Below are 22,147 nucleotides of genomic sequence, written 5' to 3'. Positions count from 1 at the left end.
CTTTGTCGACCGCTTAGGTCGCTGTCGGACATGTCCCCCTTTGCAGCCCTCAACCATGTCCGATGGCGACCCAAACCAAGATCTCCAATATTTGGCCAATGCATTAATTGCATTGGCTTTTTTCGTTTATGGTGGTTAGTCTTTGTGAACATATGACCGTTTCGGGATAGGGATATGCCTTCGCAACTGCGCAAGATTGATGAAAATATTTGGGTTGTTGAAGACAGTTTCGTCATTCTGGGCGTTAAAGGTTCCGTGCGCATGACCATTGTGCGGTTCGGGGATGGTCAATTGTTCATCCATTCTCCGACGATGATTGATGATCAGTTGAGCGACCAAATCGAAGCGCTTGGCGCGGTTGCACGCATTGTGGCGCCAAATCTGTTTCACCACCTTTTCTTTATGGCTTGCGCCAAGAGATTTCCGAACGCTCAATGCTGGGCGCCTAAGGGTTTAGCCGAAAAACTAAAAGGCGAATTACCAGACCATCAATTGTTGGACGACGGCAATCCAGTGGTGAGCAGCGGTGAACTTGAGCAAATTGCTCTCAAAGGACACGGCATTCGAGAAACGGTGTTTTTTCATTCGCCAAGCAAAACACTAATCACTGCGGATATGATTTATCACTATCAAGGTGATCAGTATCCCAGTGAGACATTGTTCTTTCGGTTGGTCGCGAAATTCGGCGAATTGTCACTGCCATTTTACCACAAGTTTGCCGCCGGCGATAAATCGGTGTTTCTTGCCGGCATTGAACGTGCAAAGGCGTGGCCATTTGAGCGAATTATCATGTCTCACGGTGCGATTTATGAAGGCATTGCCGCACGGGAAAAGTTTGCCCAAGCGTGGGTCGGTTTGTTGCGTTAGGCGGCTTCTTTTGAGCGCCGCTCAGCCTCTTCGCCTGCTTGGATCAAATCCTTTTCCATCAAATCAGCGACTGTCGAGATCATTTTCGAAAACAACGCTGCGAGGATTTTTGAGATAATAGTCTGAGGCGTCGCTTTAAAGGTGAGCATCACCTTTGAGCCATCGTCTTCCGGCTCAATATCGTAGCTGGTCACATATTTGGTGCCGTGGCTAAATGCTTCTACGACAAAACGTGAAGGGCGATCCATCACCGTGACTTCCATCACTTCACTGGCCTCGCGGCCCATCATGATGCGGGTTTCTTTGACTTTTGTGCCAATAGCGACGGGGCCATCGGTCAGCATTTTCACCTCTTTGATGCCATCAACGAACTGTGCGGCGTTTGGGAAATCAGAAACTGTGTCGAACGCGATTTCGGGTGAGGCGTTATAGTGCTTTGAAATAGTGATGGTTGGCATGCTTGGTTCCTATTCTGGATATTTCTCAGCCATATAGGCCACTGATCGCGTAATGATTTCTTCGAGAACTGATTCATCCAAATCGCTCAAGCGTTTGATGTATAAACAGCTTTTGCCGTGTTTGTACGGGCCCATTTTTTCAAGCAAGGCTTCATACTCCGAAAAGCCAGCCATAATATATAGAACAATGTTTGCTTTTCGTGCCGCAAAACCAGAGCGCATGAAGTCACCTTCGCGGCCACTTTCGTATTTGTAGTGATAGTTGCCAAATCCAATGATAGCGGTTCCCCACATTTTTGCCGGCGCGCCGACAATGCGTTCCATCATCTCTCTGATTCTAAAGCAATCTGCTCGCTTTTCATCGTTCTCAATTTGCATGAGATATTCATCAACGCTTGCATCGGTTTCTTGCGTCTTATTTTGATTTTTCGCCATCTCTTTATCCCCTGCGATTGATGTAACCACAAATTGCTGTGGCTTTCCAGTTCGCTAGGCTATTCGGTCACTTCGCTGCGATTGCCAAACTCTGAGACCGCACGCTGAATCAGCGCTTCAAGAACTGATTCATCCACATCGCTTAATCGCTTGATATATAAGCAACCTTTGCCCACCTTGTGCTTGCCAAGGCTTGCAAGTAGTGGGTCATCCTTGTCCGGATACCAAAGGATATAGAGCGTTATCTGGGTTTTGCGGTTTGCAAAGCCGATACGGAAAGTTTCGCCGGAATGACCACTCTTATACTTGTACTTATAGCTTGAATAGCCAATGACGCAGGGGCCCCACATCTTGGCATCCCAGCCAGAAATACGCGCCATCATTTCGTGGATTTTGTTGCAATCTTCTTGTCGGTTTTTGTCTTCAATTGAAGCCAAGAACTGTTCTGGTGTTTTCTGTTCTGTCATGGGGCCAATTTTCACATTGCGTACGCTTGGGTCAAGATTTTCCTTGTTTCCAGTTAGTCAATAAGCTAATTGACTAAATCATGGACGAAGATTTTGCATTTGTCGCCAACGCATTGGCGCATGAGAAACGACTGAAAGTACTTGAGTGGTTGAAAGACCCGGAAGCGCATTTCCCGCCGCAGGTCGACGGGGATTTGGTCAAAGATGGTGTCTGTTCCGGGTTCATTGCTGACAAGTTGGGTGTGAGTGCCCCCACAGCATCTGCTCATTTGGCTCTGCTGCGTGACGCAGGGTTGATTGTGCCTAAGCGCATTAAAAAATGGACATTTTACAAACGAGATGAAGAAGCCATTCAAAAAATGGCAAAGCGCGTTGCCGCAGAGTTGTAGGGGAAAATTGTGATCGAGATTGACTTGATGAATAAGGCGGATCGCTTTGCTGCTGACTATATCGCCAGCGTGAAAACGCGGCGTGTTTTTCCAGATGATGCGGCAATTAAAGGTTTGACGCGTTTTGATGAGGAGTTGCCAACCCAAACGAGCGACCCAGCCGACACGCTTAATTTGCTTGATGAATTTGGCACGCCAGCAACAGTTACTTCGAATGGTGGCCGATATTTTGGTTTTGTCATTGGCGCAACACTGCCTGCCGCTGCTGCTGCAGAGCGACTCGCGTCTGCATGGGATCAATGTGGGTCTTCTTTTGTGAATTCGCCGGTGGCCGCAAAAATTGAAGATGTTGCGACCAAATGGGTGCTCGACATTTTGGACCTGCCACGGGAAAGCCGAATTGGTTTTGGCACCAGTGCAACGGCGTGTGGGCTTTCTATGCTTGCGGTGGCACGCAGGGCATTGCTGAAACGCAAAGGTTGGGACATCGACGCAGATGGGCTTATCGGCGCGCCAGAGGTCAAACTGATGGTATCGGAAACCATTCACATCACCATCAAGAAAGCTGCAAGATTGCTTGGGTTTGGCCTCAACCGGCTCATAGTTGCGCCGACCAATCATGATGGCTTGGTGGACTTGGCCAAGTTGCCCGAAATCGATGACATGACCATTGTGTGTTTGCAAGCTGGTGAAGTAAACAAAGGTGGATTTGATCCATTTACCCAAATCATCGACATTGCCCACAAAGCTGGCGCTTGGGTGCACGTGGATGGTGCGTTTGGGTTGTGGGCCCGCGCGAGTGCTGCGAAGAAGCATTTGACGACTGGGGTTGAGCTTGCCGACAGTTGGACGACTGACGGACACAAATGGCTCAACACGCCCTATGATGGGGCAATGGCAATCTGCAAACATGCCGATGAATTTGCTGAAACGCTGAACTCGGATGCCGTGTACTCCACAGCAGAGCCTTTTGCTCAAAAGAACTTGGTGCTTGAGTTTTCGCGACGTGCGCGGGGAATTCCCATTTGGGCCGCTTTGCGTTCCTTGGGGCGTCAGGGGGTTGACGACATGGTCACGCGCCATTGTGAGCAAGCGCAGCGATTGTCACATGGTTTGCGTGGTATCGGTGTGACCGTGCTGAATGATGTTGCTATCAATCAAGTGCTTTGCACACTTGGCGATAGCCTGAAAAATGAAGCGTTGCTGAAGTCGATTAGTGCAAGTGGTGAGATTTGGTTTGGTCCTTCTAAATGGAACGGTGACGACGTATTTCGCTTGTCTGTTTCTTCTTGGCGGACCACTGACGAAGACATTGATCGGGCCATTGCCGCAATTGAGAAGGCGTTGGCAACAATCTAGCGTTTGACGTCGATCATTTCGCACAGATTAACCAGATCCTATGCTTCACCTTGTGTGGAGGGTTTAGGCAATGAACGACGACGAGATTATCGACTGGCTGCACAGTGGCGATGTTGCAGTTGAATTTCAAACGCGTCGTGATTTGCTTGGCGAAGACCGCCCTGATTTGCAGGCCCGGATCGCCACCGAAGGGTGGGGCAAACAGTTTATGGATGCCCGCAATCCCAAAGGTGGTTGGGGGCAGTCCTACTACCAGCCCAAATGGGTCTCCTCCCATTATACCCTTCTTGATTTGTGTAACATCGAGATTTCACCCGAGATTTCAGCCATCAAGTCCGACATTGCCCATGTTCTGAGCCACAACAAATCGAAAACCGATGGTGGCATGTTGCCAATTGGCAAAGAGGGCAAAAGCGATGTTTGCGTGAATGGCATGTTTTTGAACTTTGCTTGCTATTTTGGTGCTGATGAAACTGAGTTGCGCTCTATTGTCGATTTTGTGTTGGCCCAACATATGGCCGATGGCGGCTTTAACTGTCGGTCTAACCGCGGTAAGCCGCACCATTCCTCCCTCCACACCACCTGTTCTGTTCTTGAGGGCTTTCAGCGCTATTTGAATGGTGGCTATCGCTATCGAAGTGACGAAATTATAAGTGCCATGGGGCATTCGGAAGAGTTCTTGTTGGTGCATCAACTGTTTTTGTCGGACAGAACAGGCGAGGTGATTGATCCACGGTTTTTGAAATTGTCCTATCCTTACCGTTGGTACTACAGCATTCTGCGCGCCCTTGATTACCTGCAACGCGCAGATCATCCTTGGGATCAACGTTTGCAGCCGGCGATTGAAGTCTTGCAGCAGAAGCGGCGCAAAGATCGACTTTGGAATGTGCAGGCAAAAATTCCTGGGCAATCTCACTTCAATATGGAGCGCGCTGGCCAACCCAGTCGCTGGGTTACGTTATTTGCAATGCGGGTATTCAAGCACTTCGGGGTTGAATAATCTGGCATTTGTAGGCATAACCCCCGCGCAGCATCGCAATTTGCACCTATTATAAGTTGTAATAAGGTGGCGAGGATAAGTTTTTGAGCGAAGCGGCGGGCATCTCAGTTGATTGGGCTGCCGAAAAAAGGAGCTCACATGCAACTGGCATTTGTAATTCCGGCCTTTAATGAAGAGGGCCTAATCGGACGTTGTTTGGAATCTGTGACCAAACGAGTGAAAGAGTCTGGTGTTGAATGCGAGATTATCGTGGTCAACAATGCATCCACGGATCGCACCAAAGAAATTGCTGAAGGTTTTGACGGCGTAACTGTTGTCGATGAGTTTGATAAAGGCCTCGTCTATGCGCGTCGCGCGGGGTTCAATGCATCAACTGCCGAGCTAGTTGCCAATCTGGACGCGGACACCGAGCTGCCAGATGGTTGGATCGAAACCGTCATGTCGACATTCGAAAAGCAGCCCGAATTGGTTGGGTTGAGCGGCCCATATATCTATTATGATCTTTCACTATGGAACCGCTTCCTAGTGCGCTTGTTCTACTATCTGTCCTACATGGTTTATCTGCTCAATCGTTTTGTGCTCAAAGTTGGTTCGATGATCCAAGGCGGCAACTTTGTGATCCGCCGATCCGCTTGGCTGAAGGCTGGTGGATATGACACGACAATTTCATTTTACGGCGAAGACACAGATATCGCTGTGCGGCTATCAAAGGTTGGTCCTGTGAAATGGACATTTAAATTGCCTATGCGCACCTCAGGTCGTCGCTTGGCGGAAGAGGGCGTATTCCAGACCGCTGGCGTCTACGTTTTGAACTTCTTCTGGGTTACATTTCGCGGGAAACCGGCGACCAAGGACTATACAGACGTTCGCCCTGGTGGTGAAAACTAAGCAAATTCAAGCATTTTGTGCCCAATAAGGCAGTAAATGTGGCATTTCAAGGCATCCAATTGCAATAAAACGCGGTTGGGTGCCTTGTTGTTTGCTCATTATTTCCCACATCCTTTGGTAACAGTGCAGCAAAGGAGACCGATGATGGTTGATGACAAGCGCAAGAAATCTGACGAGCCCAAAGATGGTTGGGAAAGCTTTGCAGAAGAAATAGAAGTGGCAGGCAGCAAGCTTGTTGAAGAGATCACGCGGTTGGTCTCAGAGGGCAATGTACGCAAGCTGCGAATTCGATCTGCGAACGACGATATGATGATCGAAGTGCCATTGACCGGCAGTGTGGTTGTCGGCGGCGTGGTGGTGCTTGCGGCGCCCTGGTTGGCCATTCTTGGTGGCCTTGCGGGCGTGTTGGCTAAGGTCAAGATCGAAGTTATCCGCGATGCAGAAACAGAGCCTGGTGAATCAGATGCAGAAGATGCGCCTAAAAAGAAAAAGAAGAAGAAGGCAAAGTCTTAACTTTTGCTGGCCTAGCATGAAGACAACTTAAGATGACCTCCCAAATATTGCCCCGGTTTTTGCCGGGGCTTTTTTTGTGCTGGATGCAAAAACGCCCGACGCAAAGGCCGGGCGTTTATCGAATTCAAGGGTCTAATTGGACCTATTCGAAATGCCAGTTAGCTGATGCACCGATGCTGTGGCCGGTGAAGCCGGTATTGGACCAGCCCCAATACTTGTATTCGGTGTCGATTGTCACGTTATCGCCCACGACGAACTCAGCACCAAGACCAACAGTTGTGTACTGACCACCAGCATCGAAGTGATAACGACCAACGCCGGTGTAGATCAGCATATCCGGATTGGCGAGGTAACCAACACGTGCTTCAACGCCGCCGCCGGTTCCGGTTGATGAGGAGTCAGCGTATGCGCCAATCCAGCCTTCAAGTCCGAAGAGAATTTGGTCATTGGTTACGTTGAAGCCGATAATGGCATCGACGAAGCCAACTGTTTCGGCAGGGCCGCCATTTGAAAAGCTGGTGCCGGTTACGCCAACACCAGCGTAGAAACCATCCCAATCAAATCCGGTTGACGGGTTCGCCACAGGATCTGCTGCATATGCTGATGTCGATATTAGAGCTGCTGCTGTCGCAAGCAATGTTGATTTTAGAAAAGACATAACGCCCCCATAAACATATTCATAAATTGTTAATCATGAATTTGTTTACGGTAGTGTTCGTTTTTGGTCAACAGTGAAAGGCAAGGATTTGGGCGATATGTCGCATGTTTTTCAAGTCTTTCTGTGTTTTGGTTAAGACTGAATTTGCCAGTAATAGTATCTACGTACGTGCATACTTAGCGTGCATTTGTGAACAGTGAGCATGCCTAGCTACCCGAGGAGCAGAATCGCTTCATCGGTTTTGCAATAGTTGCGGATGCACGAGGCGTTTATGATCTCGTTCAAATTTTGATTCTAAATGAGACGATAAACGCCTCGTGCTATTGAGTTTTTCGCAACCGCAATTTTGCCCCGGAGTGCTCACCCATCTATCTCCTTTAGCAACATCATGATCCGTTGATAGATCATTGGGAGTTTTTGTACCTCACGGGGCGCACCACAATTTACATGACGGTCTAAAACCGACCTATGCAAATTGTTGCCCCTCCGGCGGGGCGGCCAAAAAGTTGGCCGAGGTCCTCGCCTTTGGCTCGTCCGTCATTTACCTCGCTTGTCCAGCGCTTGTGAAAAGCACCAGTTGGCGGGGGTGCCGGGGTCGGGAGCGCGGCGTGAGCGCTAAAAAGCGCTGAGCGAAAGCGACCAACGGCGGCACGAAAAACAACGAACCCCCAAAAATTTCCAGAACAGCTTCAACATGCTGCCCGATGATTTACGCCTGCCTTCGGTGTCAGACTGGACATAATTGCATTGCGACCCAAATCAGCGACCCGATTTGGTCTCAATATCCTCTTGTTTGAGCCGCCGTCGTAAGCTTCGCTTACTTGCCGCCTTTTGGTGCCTGCTAGCTGGCGCCAATGGTTATCGGGGCTAAGAGCAGCTCAAACCGCTTCACCATCCGTCGATGGCCGCTGAAGCGAAGATGCGATCCAGTATAGTGTGGTCGGTGTGGGCGGGGATAAGTATTTGGAGATGCTTTTTAGATTCAGAGTGTTATTGTTCTGTCGGCGTTGGGTTCGTCGGATGACAATAGAGGTTGTGTCCGCAGTTTTCGCTTGGAACTTATGCGAATGAAAACGAGAAAGCCAAGCGAAGTGGCTTCGAAATGACGCGCCGTCATCCCTGTTGTTTTTTCTCGCTCACGCTGCGCAGGCAGGCAGGGATGACGAAGGTGGTTGAACAAGCCCAGTTGTGGAAACGGGACATGCTTCATGGACCCTCGGGTCAAGCCCGAGGGTGACGAAGAGGGCGGCTTGTGCTCCAACGATCCACACTTTTGTGTGGCCGTGATTTTGAGCGGCCGGACTCCCTTTTCGCACCGTCCCGGACTTGATCCGGGACCTCTCTTTGGTCTGCGCGAGTGCAAGGTGGTGCGGGTGGAGAGTTTTGCCTTCCACATGGGACGCTTGCAGATGATTGGTGCTGCTTGCCCAACCTCACAACACCCTCGTCATACTCGGGCTTGACCCGAGTATCCATGCAGCCTCACAATTATCCAATGAGCTGTTGAGTTTGCATTATGACGAACAAGCCAAACGGGGGGGCACCGCTGTTAATTTGATTTTTTCTCAATTTCTCTCATTGCAGCATGGATTGTCGCGAGAAAAAAATAGAACATCCAGCTATGCCAAATGGCTTGATCGTAATTCGTCTTCTGCTTGTGATTGTGATGACGGATACTGAAGTTATTTAGGAGGTCAAAAAGTGCCATTTCGTCATTCTTGACCATCACCTTTTTAAGTTTGGGTCTTATGAATTCAAATGCGTCTGCTAGTTCGCGCACAGCGTCTTTGCGATCCTCAAAAGTGGAGCTTCTCAGCCTATATTTACGGATTGCAGAATTCACTTGGTTTTCGATATTCTCTGATTTTGGCGGAAGTCTTGCATCTAACAGGCTCCCCAACCCAGTTTCAGGTAATTCTTCAATTTCACCCTCTTCATTCAACCTGTATCCGTTGAGATAGTGCGCTAGAAGGCCATTAACATGATTTCGAAATCTAGCTTTTCCTTTTGCGGCGTCAAATTCGGTATAGTGCCACCCGCATTCCATATAGTCGTGATGCCAGCCTTTTGTGGGAAATGATGCTTTGTCATGCAAGAACTCAATCACATCAAACACGTCTTCTTCGTTATAATGATCGATGCTCTCGTGGATAGGCCAGAGACTATCTTTTTGAGATCGAATCATTAGCTCAAGGGAGACGTCGACAGTCTTGCCTTGAATTTCCCCATGGTCGATGCATTCATATCCCAGTTCCTCCTGAAACAACCCTTCGTTTTGACAAACCTGAAAGATTTTGCCGAATGCAGATTTAAGGACCTGCAAAGTCATTTGCGACTTTCCGTCAGTATGGCTTTTTCGCAATGAATACAGTTTTTTCAAAACCATGTTGCCTGCTCCTAAAACAAACCCCGGCCAACTTGCGCCGACCGGGGTCAATATCATTACAATATATCGCTTCGCATAGTGCGATCAGGCTAGCCTGTTAGCTACAACCTGTGGTGCTTCCGCAGGTGTCACACTTTAGGCAGGTGCCGTTGCGCACAAGGGTGAAGTTGGCGCATTCGGGGCAGCTTTCCCCTTCATAGCCTTTCATCCGGGCTTGGGCGCGTTGGGTGTTCACATCGGCAACGGGGGATGGATTGAGTTCCATTTCCTGAGCGGAATGTGCTTCTGTTTTCAACGCGGTGGCGGCTGAAGTGTGCAGCATGGTTGCAGCGTTTGACTGCATAGAAGCCACAGGGTTTGTGGTGGCCGCTTGTGGTTCGGAAGAAACAAGCATCAAGTTTTTGTCTTTCACGCGACCACGGGTAAGGCCTTTGGACACAAAGCGTTCGGCTGCGACTTGTTCTGGTGCGTTGCCGGCGGCTTTATCTTCCGCCACGCCGCCAGAAAGAGCGGTTGAGCTCATATTTTCTGGGGTCACGTGGGCCAAGTCAGACCGCTCTAGGTAAGAGATAGCCAACTCGCGGAACACATAGTCCAAAATGGAAGTTGAAGACTTAATTGCTTCATTGCCGATCACCATGCCCGCAGGTTCAAAGCGGGTGAAGGTGAAGGCTTCAACAAACTCCTCAAGTGGCACACCATATTGCAGGCCAAGTGACACAGCGATGGCGAAGTTGTTCATCATGGCACGGAAGGCTGCACCTTCTTTGTGCATATCAATGAAGATTTCGCCCAAACGACCATCGTCATATTCGCCAGTACGCAAGTAAACTTTGTGGCCGCCCACGACAGCTTTTTGCGTGTAGCCTTTGCGGCGATCTGGCATTTTTTCGCGTTCGCGCATCCGCTCAACCACACGTTCCACAATGGTTTGTGTGCGCTCAACGGCTGATTTTGCCACCAACTCTTCTGCCGCATCGATGGCATCGTCATCATCATCCGCCAACAATTGAGCATTGAGTGGCTGAGAAAGCTTAGAGCCGTCGCGGTACAAGGCATTGGCTTTCAAAGCGAGTTTCCAAGACAGCATGTAGCTTTCTTTACACTCTTCAACCGTTGCGTTGTTTGGCATGTTGATGGTTTTAGAAATCGCACCAGAAATGAATGGCTGTGCTGCTGCCATCATGCGGATGTGGCTTTCAACGCTTAGGAAGCGTTTGCCGATCCGGCCACAAGGGTTGGCACAGTCAAACACATTATAGTGCTCTTCTTTAAGGTGAGGGGCTTTTTCAAGCGTCATCGCACCGCAAACGTGAATGTTGGCTGCGTCGATTTCTTCTTTGGTGAAGCCGAGTGCTGCGAGCATGTCAAAATTCATGTCGTTGAGCTGCTCGTCGGTCAAGCCAAGTTCGTTTTTGCAGAACTCTTCGCCCAAGCTCCATTTGTTGAAGGCGAATTTGATGTCAAATGCGCTTTCCAAACCAGCATTGATTGCTTCAACCTTCTCATCAGTGAAGCCTTTGGCTTTCAATGTGGTTGGGTTGATGCCTGGTGCTTGGTTCAGATTGCCGTGGCCAACCGCGTAGACTTCAATCTCTGCGATCTGGTCTTCAGCATAGCCAAGGGTGCGCAATGCTTCTGGCACAGCGCGGTTGATGATTTTGAAGTAACCACCACCGGCAAGCTTTTTAAACTTCACTAGTGCAAAGTCAGGCTCGATGCCGGTTGTGTCACAATCCATCACCAAACCAATGGTGCCGGTTGGTGCAATCACAGAGACCTGCGCATTGCGGTAGCCGTGCTTTTCGCCAAGTTTAAGCGCTTTGTCCCAAGCTTTTTTGGCGTGGTCCACAAGGCGTGTGTCTGGGCAGTTTGCGTGGTCAAGTGGCACAGGGTTAATGGACAAATCTTCGTACCCATCGGCTTTGCCGTGCGCTGCTGTACGGTGGTTGCGGATAACGCGTAACATGTGCTCGGCGTTTGGCTTGTAGCTTGGGAACGGGCCCAACTCTTTCGCCATTTCCGCAGATGTTGCGTAAGAAACACCGGTTAGAATTGCTGTGATGGCACCGCCAATGGCGCGGCCTTCATCAGAATCATAGCCAATGCCCGATGTCATCAACAAGCCGCCGATATTTGCGTAACCAAGGCCCAAAGTGCGGAACTCAAATGAGCGTTCTGCAATTGCTTTGGATGGGAATTGCGCCATCATCACAGAGATCTCAAGCACGATGGTCCACAAGCGAACAGAATGCTCAAAGTCTTCAATGAGGAATTCACCGTCTTCGCCGCGATATTGCAGCAAGTTCAAAGAGGCAAGGTTACACGCTGTGTCGTCCAAGAACATATATTCTGAACAAGGGTTTGACGCACGGATGTCGCCAGACGCCTTACAGGTGTGCCAGTCATTGATGGTAGTGTGATATTGGATGCCTGGGTCAGCACATGCCCAAGCGGCATAGCCAACGCTGTCCCACAATTCACGCGCTTTAAGGGATTTGGTGGTTTCACCCGTAATGCGCCCCTTGAGGTCCCATTCGCCATCTTGCTCAACAGATTCCAGGAAACCATCGGTGACGCGGATTGAGTTGTTTGAGTTTTGACCCGCAACGGTGAGGTAGGCTTCACTATCCCAATCTGTGTCGTAAACTGGGAATTCAAGGTCGGTATAGCCTTGCTCTGCGAACTGGATCACGCGCTGAATGTAGTTTTCAGGCACCAACGCTTTTTTCGCCGCGCGGACTTCGCGCTTCAGGGCAGGGTTCTTTAGTACATCAAAGCAATCATTGCCTTGACCTTCGCAATTCACGCAGGCCTTCATGATGGCTTTCATATGTTTGGAAACGGTTTTGGAACCAGTGACGAGAGCGGCAACCTTTTGCTCCTCTTTCACCTTCCAATTGATATATTCCTCAATATCTGGGTGGTCGATGTCAACAACCACCATTTTTGCCGCACGACGAGTGGTGCCACCAGATTTGATGGCGCCAGCAGCGCGGTCACCAATTTTAAGGAATGACATAAGGCCAGATGACTTGCCGCCACCTGAAAGGCTTTCGCCTGCGCCACGAAGGGCAGAAAAGTTAGAGCCTGTGCCTGAACCATATTTAAACAAGCGCGCTTCACGCACCCAAAGGTCCATGATGCCGCCATCGCTGACAAGGTCGTCGTCAACCGACTGGATGAAGCAAGCGTGCGGCTGTGGGTGCTCATAAGCGGAATTGGAGCGCACAAGCTCGTGGGTGAATGGGTCCACATAGTGGTGGCCTTGGCCCGGACCATCAATGCCATAAGCCCAGTGAAGGCCTGTGTTGAACCATTGTGGGGAGTTTGGCGCACATTTTTGCGTCGCTAGCATATATGCCATTTCGTCAAAGAAGGCGCGGGCGTCTTCTTCTTTGTTGAAATAGCCACCTTTCCAGCCCCAATAAGTCCAAGTGCCAGCGAGGCGATCAAAAACTTGTCGGCTGTCAATTTCAGAACCGTAGCGCTCTTCTTCGGGGAGTTTTTCGAGCGCTTTTTCGTCAGGTACCGAGCGCCACAGCCATGAAGGAACAGTGTTTTCTTCAACCTTCTTCAGCTTGGCGGCAACGCCTGCTTTGCGGAAGTATTTTTGCGCGATGATATCAGCGGCAACTTGCGACCAGCTTTGAGGAACATCAATATTATCAAGCCTAAATACAATCGACCCGTCAGGGTTTTTGATCTCACTCGTGGCCTTACGGAATTTAATACCCGCATACGGTGATTGATTTGGCTTGGTGTAACGCCGCTCTATGCGCATTTGTAGTCCCCGCTGTAATTGGACGCAGCATTTGCGTCCGATGAACCAATATGGTTCTTCGATTTTCTGTTCGACTTTGCCCGTTAGGCGTAGGAAATGAGCCTTTCCTACATGGCCTAGTTAGCCCCGTTATTTTCATTTTAGGCCCCCCAACATTTAGTTGTTGGTTCAAGTCCTAAAACAAGCGTGAAATTGGGTGATCGCTTGTCAACGTTCTGATTTCGCTACTTAGGTAGTTTTGCTTACCGTTGCCCGCGTCGTCAGAAAAACCGAAACAAAATGATCCGCCGCCCACCTAGTATTCTGTGGGATTTGATACGCATTTTGCTGGTTTGTAGCTTTTACTCAATTTGCAGTATCAAAGCCTACCCATTTCCAAAAAATCGTCAACCACATAGATTTGCAATTTTCACAATCCCTAGTGTCTATCACGCTCATTATGACCATATCTGGTATATATGGTGTGAACAATGGGGATAAAGTAAACAGTGTGATTCGGATGCGTTGTGGAATGGTGGCGGCAAAATATGCCTGTCAGAATAGCCGCTGAATCACATCTAGAAATCGAAATATGTTCCGGAAATATCGACGTTTTGCGGCAGCATTTGAACAATTGGTCAAACCAAAGGTTAACGATTTCGTGTCCGTGGAAGTGCCATTGGTGTCCATGCCAACTTTTCACACAACCCTGTCAAGCGCATTATTTGGTGAGTATTTTAGTATTGCGTTTAGGTTGTATTTCATGGGTGTTCATGCGCCGAACCGGGCCGACGAAACTAAAGGGCCCTCAGTGGTGGTGATTGAGACCGCCAGACATATGCAAGTTCTCTATAGATCAATGCTTTCGGGCGCGGCGACACGGGCGCTGCGCATTTTTAGCGACCCCAAATATGCGATTCCCTCGATTCTTTCGGACCCACCTGATGTGATCTTGGTTGATTGGGAAGCAGACAGTTTGCCGGGCAACCGATTCTTAAAACAATTTCGCTCTAGGCAGCTTTACCCCATATGTTTGACCCCAGTTATCATGGTGATGTCTGAGGTGCGCCAAAGGGCATTTGAGCAAGCCATAAAACTTGGTGCCCATGCTGTCCTGGCGAAACCAATATCAACGAACCGACTTTTTGAGTACATCACTTGGGTTTCTTCAGAGCAGCAGCAAATGGAGCTGGTGGGCGATAAGTATGTTGTTGGCAATCTAGTTGATCGAATTGAGAACCAGAAACTAGGTCCCACAGGCTTCGAATCAAGCGGCTTCGTGCAAGATGAGCAAATGGCGCAGGTCGAATCGTTGCAATCAGACGTGGATCGTATTCTGAAGTCATCATTTTATTGATGTGCGGCCATCGCAAAGAAGGCACTTGTTCGTCTTAGGCTAATTTGCCGCTGAAATAGTGCCGCTTTTGGCTGGCTCTTGCCACAAAGAGATGTTAAACGCTTCCAAAGACAATAATTGCTTTCATTTGGGGGCAATTGGGTGGTTACGATCTTGGAGCTGATATGAAACAGCTATTTGCAGAAATCTTCATTTGGTGGCATGGCCAGACCATGGGTACCCGTTTGTTCACTGCGCTAAACGGCAAGTTTGTTGGCGAAGACGATGCGGGCAACAAGTATTATGTATCCAAGAAGGACCCTAAAAAACGTTGGGTCACCTATAATGGCCCTGCAGAAGCTTCTGCAATTCAGGCAGGTTGGCATGGCTGGATGCATGGCCGTACCGATGTGCCGCCGACTGAGCAAAACTACCAGGCCAAAGCTTGGGAAAAGCCTCACCACGAAAATCTAACCGGCACAGCCGCGGCCTATCGCCCGAAGGGTAGCTTGTTGGAAGACGGTAAGCGCCCGAACGTGACCGGCGATTACGACGCTTGGTCGCCTGAATAGTATCGAATTGATGACAAGCCACAACTTGTTCAGTTTACGCGCATTTTTTGCGGTCATGCTTTTTGCTGTGACCGCTTTGTCTTTTGCGCCTTCTGCACGTGCTGAAACGGTGGCCAATCCAGTGGTGGTTTTCGCTGGACTGGACAAGATAACCGGCCGGATCATCAATTTTGACGTCTATATTGATGAAACGGTTCAATTTGGTGCGCTGCAAATCACGCCCAAAGCCTGTTACACACGGCCTGCAAACGAAACACAGCGCACAACTGTTTTCGTTGAAGTTGATCAGGTTTCTTTGAAGCAGACGCTGAGCAGAATTTTCACGGGTTGGATGTTTGCTGACAGTCCGGCGCTAAATGCCATTGATCACGCGGTTTATGACATTTGGCTTGTTGACTGCAAACAATCATCGGATATTCCACCACCATCCAGCCGATAGAAATCGGCGTCAATCTGTAGCGCTCTTTGTAGATGCTGGTGGTATTGCGCGCGCGATATCTCAACAGCGCCTAGCGAGCGCAGGTGGTCGGTAATAAATTGCGTATCCAGCAGATGAAATCCACCAACATTTAGTCGATCTACAAGATGGGCGAGGGCGATTTTTGATGCATCTCGTTCTTTGTGGAACATGCTTTCGCCAAAAAATGCGCCGCCTATCGCGATGCCATATAGCCCGCCGACCAGATTGTTCTGTGACCAAACCTCAACAGTGTGGCAATGCCCTGTGCGAAACAAAGAGTGATAAAGCTCAATAATCTCGTCATTGATCCAAGTATCTGCACTGTCGCGTCGTTCAGCTGCGCAATTGGAAATGACAGACATAAAGTTTGTATCGACACGCACTTCAAACAAGTTGCGGCGCATCTTCTTTTTCAGGCTCTTGGAAATATGAAAGCCGTCAAGGGGGATGACCCCGCGCTCGTCGGGATCGACCCAAAACAAATCATTTGACTTTGCGCTTTCCGCCATTGGGAAAATGCCATGTGCGTATGCGCTCAGTAGCATTTCGGGCGTCAATTTCAGCGCGTAAGGATCATTAGGTTCCATAATTGAAAACAGGGCCAAATTGGCCCTGCATCTCTTTACATCCCAAGATATTTTTCGAGCCAGTGAATATCGTAATTACCGGCAATCACATCAGGCTCTTTGATTAGTTTTCTAAAGAGCGGCAATGTGGTTTTGACCCCATCAACGACAAACTCATCCAGGGCACGATTGAGGCGTTGTAGGCACTCAGCGCGCGTGCGTCCGTGGACAATAAGCTTGCCGATTAGGCTGTCATAGTATGGTGGGATTTTGTAACCTTGATAGACGCCACTATCTACGCGCACGCCTACGCCACCAGCTGGGTGGTAGTATGAAATTGTGCCAGGAGAAGGTGCAAAAGTCTCAGGGTCTTCTGCGTTGATCCGCACTTCAATGGCGTGACCCCAGAACTGAACGTCCTCTTGCTTGACCGTCATTTCCATACCCGCAGCAATGCGGATTTGTTCGTAAACGATATCGACGTTGGTGATACGTTCGGTCACAGGGTGTTCCACCTGCAAACGCGTATTCATTTCAATGAAATAGAACTCGCCATCTTCATACAAAAATTCGACGGTGCCAGCGCCAGAATACCCCATTTTGGCGACCGCATTGGCGCAGATCATGCCAATAGATTCGCGCTCTTCGGGGGTAATTGAAGGTCCGTTTGCCTCTTCCCATACTTTTTGGTGGCGGCGTTGCAACGAGCAATCACGTTCGCCCAAATGCACCGCGCGACCTTTCCCGTCGCCCAACACTTGCACTTCGATGTGGCGCGGTTTGCCGAGATATTTCTCGATGTAAACAGCATCATCGCCGAATGCAGCTTTGGCCTCTGTACGGGCAGTGGAAAGCGCTACGCTGATTTCTTTCTCATTTTTGGCAACTTTCATGCCGCGGCCACCGCCGCCAGATGCTGCCTTAATGATCACTGGATAACCAATTTCTTGCGCGATGCGCTTGGCTTCGCCATCGTCGGTCACGCCACCCTCAGAACCGGGAACCACGGGGATACCCAACTCTTTGGCGGTGCGTTTTGCTTCGATCTTGTCGCCCATAATATCGATATGGTGAGACGAAGGACCGATAAAGGCGATGTTGTGCTCTTCCAGAATCTGCGCAAAGCGAGAATTTTCGGACAAAAAGCCATAACCTGGGTGTACGGCTTCTGCGCCGGTGATCTCACACGCAGCAAGAATAGATGGGATATTGAGGTAGCTGTCTTTTGCAGGGGCGGGGCCAATGCACACGCTTTCGTCTGCAAGGCGCACATGCATTGCATCGGCATCTGCCGTTGAATGCACCGCAACTGTTTGAATACCCAGCTCTTTACAAGCGCGCAGAATTCGCAAAGCGATTTCGCCGCGGTTAGCAATGAGAACTTTGGAGAACATATTGGTTTCTCCTATTCAATCACAACGAGTGGTTCACCGAATTCAACAGGCTGCGCGTCGTCCACAAGAATGCGGGTTACAGTTCCTGCTTTATGGGCTGGAATTTGGTTCATGGTTTTCATCGCTTCGATGATGAGAACTGTTTGGCCTTCGGTCACCTTCGCGCCAACTTCAACAAAGTTTGCTGCGCCAGGTTCTGGCGCCATATAAGCAGTGCCAACCATTGGTGATGTCAATGTGCCAGGGTTCGACCCCAAATCTTCTGCAGCTGGTGCTGCAACCGGTGTTGGTGCCGCCGCAGCAGCAGGGGCTGCTGGTGCAGGTGCTGCAGCCATCATTTGCGGCGCATAACCCATCGGAGATGGCATGTGGACAACTTCTTGAGCATAGGATCGTGTAACGCGGACGCGGAAATCGTCTTTTTCAATTTCAACTTCTGCGAGATCTTGCTCGTTCAACAATTCAGCGATCGTGCGGATTAGATCGCGATCAATTTGTGAACCTTTGGTCATTTAGGTTGCTTCTCCGATTTATAATTACTCTGGGATCTGCGTCGCCAGTGCCCCAATTGCGAGGATATATCCAGTTGGGCCCAAACCGCAAATGGTTCCGGTAGCCACTGGAGATACAAATGATTTATGGCGGAACTCTTCTCGCGCATAAATGTTGGATAGATGAACTTCAATTGTTGGAATAGCGATGGCGCGTATTGCGTCATGGATCGCAACAGAAGTGTGCGTATAAGCTGCTGGGTTGATAACGAGACCGTCGCAGGCTGCACCTGCTTGTTGAATCAAGGTCACCAATTCGCCTTCTGAATTGGTTTGCAAGAATTCAAGCTCAAAATCAAAACGCGCGCATTCGTCAGCGCAGGCAGCTTCGATCTCTGCTAGGCCGATATTGCCATAAATGTCGCCTTCGCGGTTCCCCAACAAATTGAGGTTTGGTCCGTTCAGAATTGCGATTTTCTTGGCCATTTACGCCGCCTTTTTATGCCGTTCGCCACAAAAGTGTGATGTGACTATACGAAATTGAGCGAAAAGGCAAAGGGTTGCAAGCTAATCCTATGCGCTTTTCGACAAATTATAGATAAAATGGTCCGATTTTATAGATTACACGTCGCTTTGCCGCATTTGCGCATGTTTTTGACCTTTTCACGCATCTCATCAATGCCGACTGCGCCACGCAGCAACTCGTCACCAACGATGAAGTTGGGGGTAGATGATATTCCCAGTGCCTCAGCGAGCTGGTAGGAGCGGCTGATAACATCGGTCACCGATTGATCCCCCATTTGCAATTCTAGATCGACTGGGTTTAGCCCCAAGCTTTGGGCGGCCTTTAGCGCTGCGCCTTTGTCAATCTGACCGCGTGAGGCGAAAAGCTGCGTGTGGAAATCAAGGTAGCTTACGTCTTTTTCGCGCTGCACAAGGACAGCAATTCGCGCCGCGTCAACGGAACCTTGGCTCAGTATCGGGAATTCTTTCAAGATCACGCGGACATTTTTATCTTCGTCCAAGAGTTGCATTACGTCAGCGAGTGCTTGACGACAGAAGCCACAATTGTAGTCAAAGAACTCAACAAGGGTCACATCGCCGTTCGGGTTTCCAAGAACAACATGGTCAGGATCATCGTAAATCTGACTTTGCAAAGACGCCAATGCAACTCTTGCCTGTTCGTTTTGCGTACGTTCGGTCTCTGCCTGAAGTGCAACCGACATGCGTTGCAGAATTGAAGGGTTCGCCATCAAGTAGCTTTCAATTGCGGGCCCAAGGTCTGAAGTATCAACTGGCGTGCTTAGTGCTGGTGCCGTTTCGCTCGGCGCAAGTTCTGCAATCTTGTTCTCAATTGCTTTGTCGATCAATTGTTCAATGTCTGATTGGGAAAGCTGCGCTTGCTGTTGTTGGTTGGTTATCGATATCACCGCAAAAAGGATGGCAGCTGCCAGCAACAATGCGCCGGTAATGAAGTAAATAGAACGAGCTTGCATGAGAAGTCTTTCGAATCAGAATTTGTTAGCGGCTATGTTAGCGACAAAATGTCATCGGAACGTAACCAGGCAGGTGTGCCTTTAGTGAGTTTCTTTTGAGCTTTTTTCGCCAGGCCACGGGCAAGCCCAACATCTCCGTTCAGCAACGCAGCTTCAGCCGCCGCAAGATCTGCTTGACCTTCGTCGCCTAGTTTTGCGTAAGCACGAGCGAGAATTGCAAATGGACGTGCCGAGCGAGGGGACGTTGCCGAAACACGCTTGAGCTGACGAATAGCTTCTTGAACATTCGCTTGCGAGCCAGTGTCTGCGAGCGCGAGCGCGTAAATCATACGGAATTCTGGCTCTTTAGGTGCCAGTTCAACGGCACGTTCAAGCGGCGACAATGCTTTGCTTGGTTGGCCGGTTTCATAATACATTTGTCCAAGCATCTCGCGAAAGTTTGGATTGCTCGGGGAAGCTTTGACCAATGCTTCCATCTGTTTAATCGCACCGATACCAGCGCCAGCTCGATAGCCAGCAATGGTGCGTGCATATTTGGCTGCGAGTGACTTATCTGAATTTGGATAGCGATTTAGCACTGTTTGGCTGCGCTCTAGAAAGCCCGTCAATTTGGCTTTTACTAGTTCAAAGCGCTCGACATCTTTCTTGTTGTCCCGCTTCTTTCGAAATGGGCTGCTTGCAGCGCGGTTCTGAACTTGGTTGATGCGGTCTTCTGCCAAAGGATGTGTGCCTAGATAACCAGAAGCACCAGCGCTTAGACCCTGGTTGTTCTTCAGAGTGGTCAACACGTCAAGCATACCATCCGGCGATTGTTTGGTGCGTTCGAGATATGAGATTGCTGCGGCGTCAGCCGCGCTTTCTTCCGAGCGGCGATAAGCCATAAAGGCATTTTGACTTGCCGAAGATGCGCCGATGATGAATGCACTCGCCATGCGACCGATATCTTCGCGGTTTTCTTGTCCCGCAGCGGCAGCGAGTACACCAACGCCCAAGAGCATTGAGACAGCCTGCACGCGTGCTTGAACTTCAGCTTGTTCTCTAAGTCGTTGCAAATGTCCGCCGGCAAGGTGGCCAATTTCATGGGCAAGTACGGCTTTGAGCGCGTTTGGTGTCTTGCTGTCGAGAATGGTTCCGTAGTTGATAAACATGGAACCGTTTTCGATTACAAACGCGTTAAAGCGTCGATCATTGACGATATAGATCGGCAGATTTTGATTTTGAATGCCAGCGGCCTTCATTAGAGGCGCGGAAAAATCGCGGATCATGGATTGGGTTTCTGCGTCGGTAATTAGCCGCAACGTCTGCGCTTGAGCAGCAGAGCTTCCAAGAAATACGCACAAAGCAAAAAGAAGTGTGGAGAGAACTCTACCCATTGATTAGTTGACCTTTGCGCCCCATTCGAATTATGGCCTGATACCGAAGAGTCTTTGACCCTAATGGCCTTTATGCCACCAAATACAGGAAAGTTGGGCAGTTTAATGACCAATTCACAACAGTTTGATGCGCTAAGGCCTTTCTATGCCATGGAGATATTGGCTCAAGCCAAGCAAAAAGAAGCATTGGGCGAGAAGGTTTGCCACCTAGAAGTCGGTGAGCCGGGCGCTCAAGTGGCGCCGGAGGTGCGTGAAGCGGTGGCAACAGCGGTGTTGAACAAACCGCAGGGATATACCCATGCGAAGGGCAATGCGTCGTTGCGCAATGGTTTGGTTGAGTATTATCGGCAGCAACACAAGGCGATTGTTGACCCGGATGATATCTTGATAACCAATGGCTCCTCCGCTGGCTTTATCTTAGCCTTTCTTTCTGGCTTTGAGCGTGGTGCAAAAATCGCGGTAACGCGCCCTGGGTACCCAGCATATCTAAATATACTGAGCAGTCTTGGGTTTGAGGCGGTCGAAATTGAATTGTCGCCAGACCAAAGTTGGCGGTTGGATGCAGAAGCGGTACGCGATGCACATAGCCGAAACCAATTTGATGGGCTTTTGTTGGCATCACCATCTAACCCCACAGGTGCCATGATCGAACGCGACGAGTTTAAGCAAATTGTTGAAGCGTGTCGTGAGCTTGATGTTCGGTTTATCTCCGATGAGATTTACCATGGCCTAAGCCACGGGATGAATGAAACAACGGCGCTTGAATTTGGCAATGATGCGATCGTCATCAATAGTTTTTCCAAATATTACTGTATGACCGGTTGGCGTTTGGGCTGGATGGTTTTGCCCAAGGATTTGGTGCGTCGAACAGAGATAATGGCGCAAAATATGTTCATTTCAGCACCAAGTATGTCTCAACTTGCAGGTGAAATAGCGCTTAAATGCCGGGACTATTACGATGCTCAGAAAGTGCAGTACATATCTAATGGATTGTTGTTGACACGTGCGCTCCAAGAAATGGGGTTTGCGGATGTCTGTCAGTCCGATGGCGCGTTTTACGCCTATGCGGATATTTCCCCATTTTCAAACGATAGCGTCTATTTCTGTCAAAAACTGCTGGATCGGGGCGATGTTGCCGCCACGCCGGGCGTTGATTTTGACCGCGTGAATGGCAATAAGTTTGTGCGCTTTAGCTATGCGGGTTCGCGCGAAACAATAGAAGATGCGATCGAAAAAATGGCCGGCTTTTTGAGCCGACCATTGTAATTTCTATTTC

General features: G+C 49.5%; 22 protein-coding genes. 10 read left to right on the top strand and 12 right to left on the bottom strand.

Annotation, left to right across the window (positions count from 1 at the left end):
• Window positions 1-174: 174 nt before the first annotated feature.
• A complete protein-coding gene (locus QQL65_RS14190) occupies window positions 175-867 on the top strand; it encodes a DUF4336 domain-containing protein (RefSeq protein WP_284365614.1) in 693 nt (230 codons plus the stop codon).
• Here QQL65_RS14190 and QQL65_RS14185 read toward each other — a convergent pair.
• Genes QQL65_RS14185 through QQL65_RS14175 form a run of 3 tightly spaced genes read right to left on the bottom strand, consistent with a single transcriptional unit; the run spans window position 864 to window position 2,227 of the window.
• Window positions 864-1,325: an SRPBCC family protein gene (locus QQL65_RS14185; protein WP_284365613.1), complete on the bottom strand. Its 462-nt coding sequence runs from the start codon at window positions 1,323-1,325 to the stop codon at window positions 864-866. The two genes, QQL65_RS14190 and QQL65_RS14185, sit on opposite strands and share 4 nt — an antisense overlap.
• A 9-nt stretch (window positions 1,326-1,334) precedes the next feature.
• Window positions 1,335-1,760: a DUF1801 domain-containing protein gene (locus QQL65_RS14180; protein WP_284365612.1), complete on the bottom strand. Its 426-nt coding sequence runs from the start codon at window positions 1,758-1,760 to the stop codon at window positions 1,335-1,337.
• A gap of 59 nt (window positions 1,761-1,819) precedes the next feature.
• The gene (locus QQL65_RS14175) at window positions 1,820-2,227 is read right to left on the bottom strand and encodes a DUF1801 domain-containing protein (RefSeq protein ID WP_284365611.1); all 408 of its coding nucleotides are present in this window, start codon (window positions 2,225-2,227) and stop codon (window positions 1,820-1,822) included.
• A gap of 80 nt (window positions 2,228-2,307) precedes the next feature.
• Here QQL65_RS14175 and QQL65_RS14170 point away from each other — a divergent pair, with 80 nt between their 5' ends.
• The 5 genes from QQL65_RS14170 to QQL65_RS14150 all read left to right on the top strand — a co-directional run bounded on the left by QQL65_RS14170 (window position 2,308) and on the right by QQL65_RS14150 (window position 6,376).
• Window positions 2,308-2,616, top strand: coding sequence for an ArsR/SmtB family transcription factor (locus QQL65_RS14170; RefSeq protein ID WP_284365610.1), 309 nt, complete (start codon window positions 2,308-2,310; stop codon window positions 2,614-2,616).
• A 9-nt stretch (window positions 2,617-2,625) separates the two neighbouring features.
• Window positions 2,626-3,975: a pyridoxal phosphate-dependent decarboxylase family protein gene (locus tag QQL65_RS14165; protein WP_284365609.1), complete on the top strand. Its 1,350-nt coding sequence runs from the start codon at window positions 2,626-2,628 to the stop codon at window positions 3,973-3,975.
• 70 nt (window positions 3,976-4,045) lie between these two features.
• A complete protein-coding gene (locus tag QQL65_RS14160) occupies window positions 4,046-4,975 on the top strand; it encodes a hypothetical protein (RefSeq protein WP_284365608.1) in 930 nt (309 codons plus the stop codon).
• A 138-nt stretch (window positions 4,976-5,113) separates the two neighbouring features.
• On the top strand, window positions 5,114-5,863 hold the full coding sequence (locus tag QQL65_RS14155) for a glycosyltransferase family 2 protein (RefSeq protein ID WP_284365607.1): 750 nt from the start codon (window positions 5,114-5,116) through the stop codon (window positions 5,861-5,863).
• A gap of 141 nt (window positions 5,864-6,004) precedes the next feature.
• A complete protein-coding gene (locus tag QQL65_RS14150) occupies window positions 6,005-6,376 on the top strand; it encodes a DUF4342 domain-containing protein (RefSeq protein WP_284365606.1) in 372 nt (123 codons plus the stop codon).
• 142 nt (window positions 6,377-6,518) lie between these two features.
• Here the strand turns inward: QQL65_RS14150 and QQL65_RS14145 are convergent, their stop codons facing one another.
• The 3 genes from QQL65_RS14145 to QQL65_RS14135 all read right to left on the bottom strand — a co-directional run bounded on the left by QQL65_RS14145 (window position 6,519) and on the right by QQL65_RS14135 (window position 13,204).
• A complete protein-coding gene (locus QQL65_RS14145) occupies window positions 6,519-7,034 on the bottom strand; it encodes an outer membrane protein (RefSeq protein WP_284365605.1) in 516 nt (171 codons plus the stop codon).
• A 1,549-nt stretch (window positions 7,035-8,583) separates the two neighbouring features.
• Window positions 8,584-9,420: a hypothetical protein gene (locus tag QQL65_RS14140; protein ID WP_284365604.1), complete on the bottom strand. Its 837-nt coding sequence runs from the start codon at window positions 9,418-9,420 to the stop codon at window positions 8,584-8,586.
• Window positions 9,421-9,517: 97 nt separating this feature from the next.
• Complete coding sequence (locus QQL65_RS14135) at window positions 9,518-13,204, bottom strand: vitamin B12-dependent ribonucleotide reductase (protein WP_284365603.1); 3,687 nt, start codon at window positions 13,202-13,204, stop codon at window positions 9,518-9,520.
• Window positions 13,205-13,775: 571 nt separating this feature from the next.
• Here QQL65_RS14135 and QQL65_RS14130 point away from each other — a divergent pair.
• The 3 genes from QQL65_RS14130 to QQL65_RS14120 all read left to right on the top strand — a co-directional run bounded on the left by QQL65_RS14130 (window position 13,776) and on the right by QQL65_RS14120 (window position 15,530).
• The gene (locus tag QQL65_RS14130; protein ID WP_284365602.1) at window positions 13,776-14,540 is read left to right on the top strand and encodes a response regulator; all 765 of its coding nucleotides are present in this window, start codon (window positions 13,776-13,778) and stop codon (window positions 14,538-14,540) included.
• Between the two features lie 164 nt (window positions 14,541-14,704).
• On the top strand, window positions 14,705-15,091 hold the full coding sequence (locus tag QQL65_RS14125) for an NADH:ubiquinone oxidoreductase subunit NDUFA12 (RefSeq protein WP_284365601.1): 387 nt from the start codon (window positions 14,705-14,707) through the stop codon (window positions 15,089-15,091).
• A gap of 10 nt (window positions 15,092-15,101) precedes the next feature.
• Window positions 15,102-15,530, top strand: coding sequence for a DUF2155 domain-containing protein (locus tag QQL65_RS14120; protein ID WP_379863226.1), 429 nt, complete (start codon window positions 15,102-15,104; stop codon window positions 15,528-15,530).
• On the opposite strand, the gene aat is transcribed toward QQL65_RS14120, so the two are convergent.
• The 6 genes from aat to QQL65_RS14090 form a co-directional block, all read right to left on the bottom strand.
• Window positions 15,467-16,156: a leucyl/phenylalanyl-tRNA--protein transferase gene (aat, locus tag QQL65_RS14115; RefSeq protein WP_284365600.1), complete on the bottom strand. Its 690-nt coding sequence runs from the start codon at window positions 16,154-16,156 to the stop codon at window positions 15,467-15,469. The genes QQL65_RS14120 and aat overlap by 64 nt on opposite strands.
• A gap of 17 nt (window positions 16,157-16,173) precedes the next feature.
• Complete coding sequence (accC, locus tag QQL65_RS14110) at window positions 16,174-17,511, bottom strand: acetyl-CoA carboxylase biotin carboxylase subunit (protein WP_284365599.1); 1,338 nt, start codon at window positions 17,509-17,511, stop codon at window positions 16,174-16,176.
• Window positions 17,512-17,522: 11 nt separating this feature from the next.
• The gene (gene accB / locus QQL65_RS14105) at window positions 17,523-18,023 is read right to left on the bottom strand and encodes an acetyl-CoA carboxylase biotin carboxyl carrier protein (RefSeq protein ID WP_284365598.1); all 501 of its coding nucleotides are present in this window, start codon (window positions 18,021-18,023) and stop codon (window positions 17,523-17,525) included.
• Window positions 18,024-18,047: 24 nt separating this feature from the next.
• Window positions 18,048-18,488 (bottom strand): type II 3-dehydroquinate dehydratase, encoded by a 441-nt coding sequence (gene aroQ / locus QQL65_RS14100; RefSeq protein WP_284365597.1) that lies wholly within the window; start codon window positions 18,486-18,488, stop codon window positions 18,048-18,050.
• A gap of 128 nt (window positions 18,489-18,616) precedes the next feature.
• Window positions 18,617-19,498 (bottom strand): DsbA family protein, encoded by an 882-nt coding sequence (locus tag QQL65_RS14095; protein WP_284365596.1) that lies wholly within the window; start codon window positions 19,496-19,498, stop codon window positions 18,617-18,619.
• A gap of 32 nt (window positions 19,499-19,530) precedes the next feature.
• Window positions 19,531-20,871 (bottom strand): M48 family metalloprotease, encoded by a 1,341-nt coding sequence (locus QQL65_RS14090; protein ID WP_284365594.1) that lies wholly within the window; start codon window positions 20,869-20,871, stop codon window positions 19,531-19,533.
• Window positions 20,872-20,976: 105 nt separating this feature from the next.
• On the opposite strand from QQL65_RS14090, the gene QQL65_RS14085 reads away from it, so the two are divergent.
• Complete coding sequence (locus QQL65_RS14085) at window positions 20,977-22,137, top strand: pyridoxal phosphate-dependent aminotransferase (RefSeq protein WP_284365593.1); 1,161 nt, start codon at window positions 20,977-20,979, stop codon at window positions 22,135-22,137.
• Window positions 22,138-22,147: the final 10 nt, after the last annotated feature.

The organism is Maritalea porphyrae (assembly GCF_030159895.1).
GTDB classification, from domain to species: Bacteria; Pseudomonadota; Alphaproteobacteria; order Rhizobiales; family Devosiaceae; genus Maritalea; species Maritalea porphyrae.
The sequence above is the reverse complement of the archived record's forward strand: the minus strand, read 5'-3'. Positions and strand labels throughout refer to the sequence as shown.

Coding starts and splice junctions, on each gene's coding strand:
- QQL65_RS14190 (WP_284365614.1), top strand. CDS start 175: ATGCCTTCGCAACTGCGCAAGATTGATGAAAATATTTGGGTTGTTGAA.
- QQL65_RS14185 (WP_284365613.1), bottom strand. CDS start 1,325: ATGCCAACCATCACTATTTCAAAGCACTATAACGCCTCACCCGAAATC.
- QQL65_RS14180 (WP_284365612.1), bottom strand. CDS start 1,760: ATGGCGAAAAATCAAAATAAGACGCAAGAAACCGATGCAAGCGTTGAT.
- QQL65_RS14175 (WP_284365611.1), bottom strand. CDS start 2,227: ATGACAGAACAGAAAACACCAGAACAGTTCTTGGCTTCAATTGAAGAC.
- QQL65_RS14170 (WP_284365610.1), top strand. CDS start 2,308: ATGGACGAAGATTTTGCATTTGTCGCCAACGCATTGGCGCATGAGAAA.
- QQL65_RS14160 (WP_284365608.1), top strand. CDS start 4,046: ATGAACGACGACGAGATTATCGACTGGCTGCACAGTGGCGATGTTGCA.
- QQL65_RS14155 (WP_284365607.1), top strand. CDS start 5,114: ATGCAACTGGCATTTGTAATTCCGGCCTTTAATGAAGAGGGCCTAATC.
- QQL65_RS14150 (WP_284365606.1), top strand. CDS start 6,005: ATGATGGTTGATGACAAGCGCAAGAAATCTGACGAGCCCAAAGATGGT.
- QQL65_RS14145 (WP_284365605.1), bottom strand. CDS start 7,034: ATGTCTTTTCTAAAATCAACATTGCTTGCGACAGCAGCAGCTCTAATA.
- QQL65_RS14140 (WP_284365604.1), bottom strand. CDS start 9,420: ATGGTTTTGAAAAAACTGTATTCATTGCGAAAAAGCCATACTGACGGA.
- QQL65_RS14135 (WP_284365603.1), bottom strand. CDS start 13,204: ATGCGCATAGAGCGGCGTTACACCAAGCCAAATCAATCACCGTATGCG.
- QQL65_RS14130 (WP_284365602.1), top strand. CDS start 13,776: ATGTTCCGGAAATATCGACGTTTTGCGGCAGCATTTGAACAATTGGTC.
- QQL65_RS14125 (WP_284365601.1), top strand. CDS start 14,705: ATGAAACAGCTATTTGCAGAAATCTTCATTTGGTGGCATGGCCAGACC.
- QQL65_RS14120 (WP_379863226.1), top strand. CDS start 15,102: ATGACAAGCCACAACTTGTTCAGTTTACGCGCATTTTTTGCGGTCATG.
- accC (WP_284365599.1), bottom strand. CDS start 17,511: ATGTTCTCCAAAGTTCTCATTGCTAACCGCGGCGAAATCGCTTTGCGA.
- accB (WP_284365598.1), bottom strand. CDS start 18,023: ATGACCAAAGGTTCACAAATTGATCGCGATCTAATCCGCACGATCGCT.
- aroQ (WP_284365597.1), bottom strand. CDS start 18,488: ATGGCCAAGAAAATCGCAATTCTGAACGGACCAAACCTCAATTTGTTG.
- QQL65_RS14095 (WP_284365596.1), bottom strand. CDS start 19,498: ATGCAAGCTCGTTCTATTTACTTCATTACCGGCGCATTGTTGCTGGCA.
- QQL65_RS14090 (WP_284365594.1), bottom strand. CDS start 20,871: ATGGGTAGAGTTCTCTCCACACTTCTTTTTGCTTTGTGCGTATTTCTT.
- QQL65_RS14085 (WP_284365593.1), top strand. CDS start 20,977: ATGACCAATTCACAACAGTTTGATGCGCTAAGGCCTTTCTATGCCATG.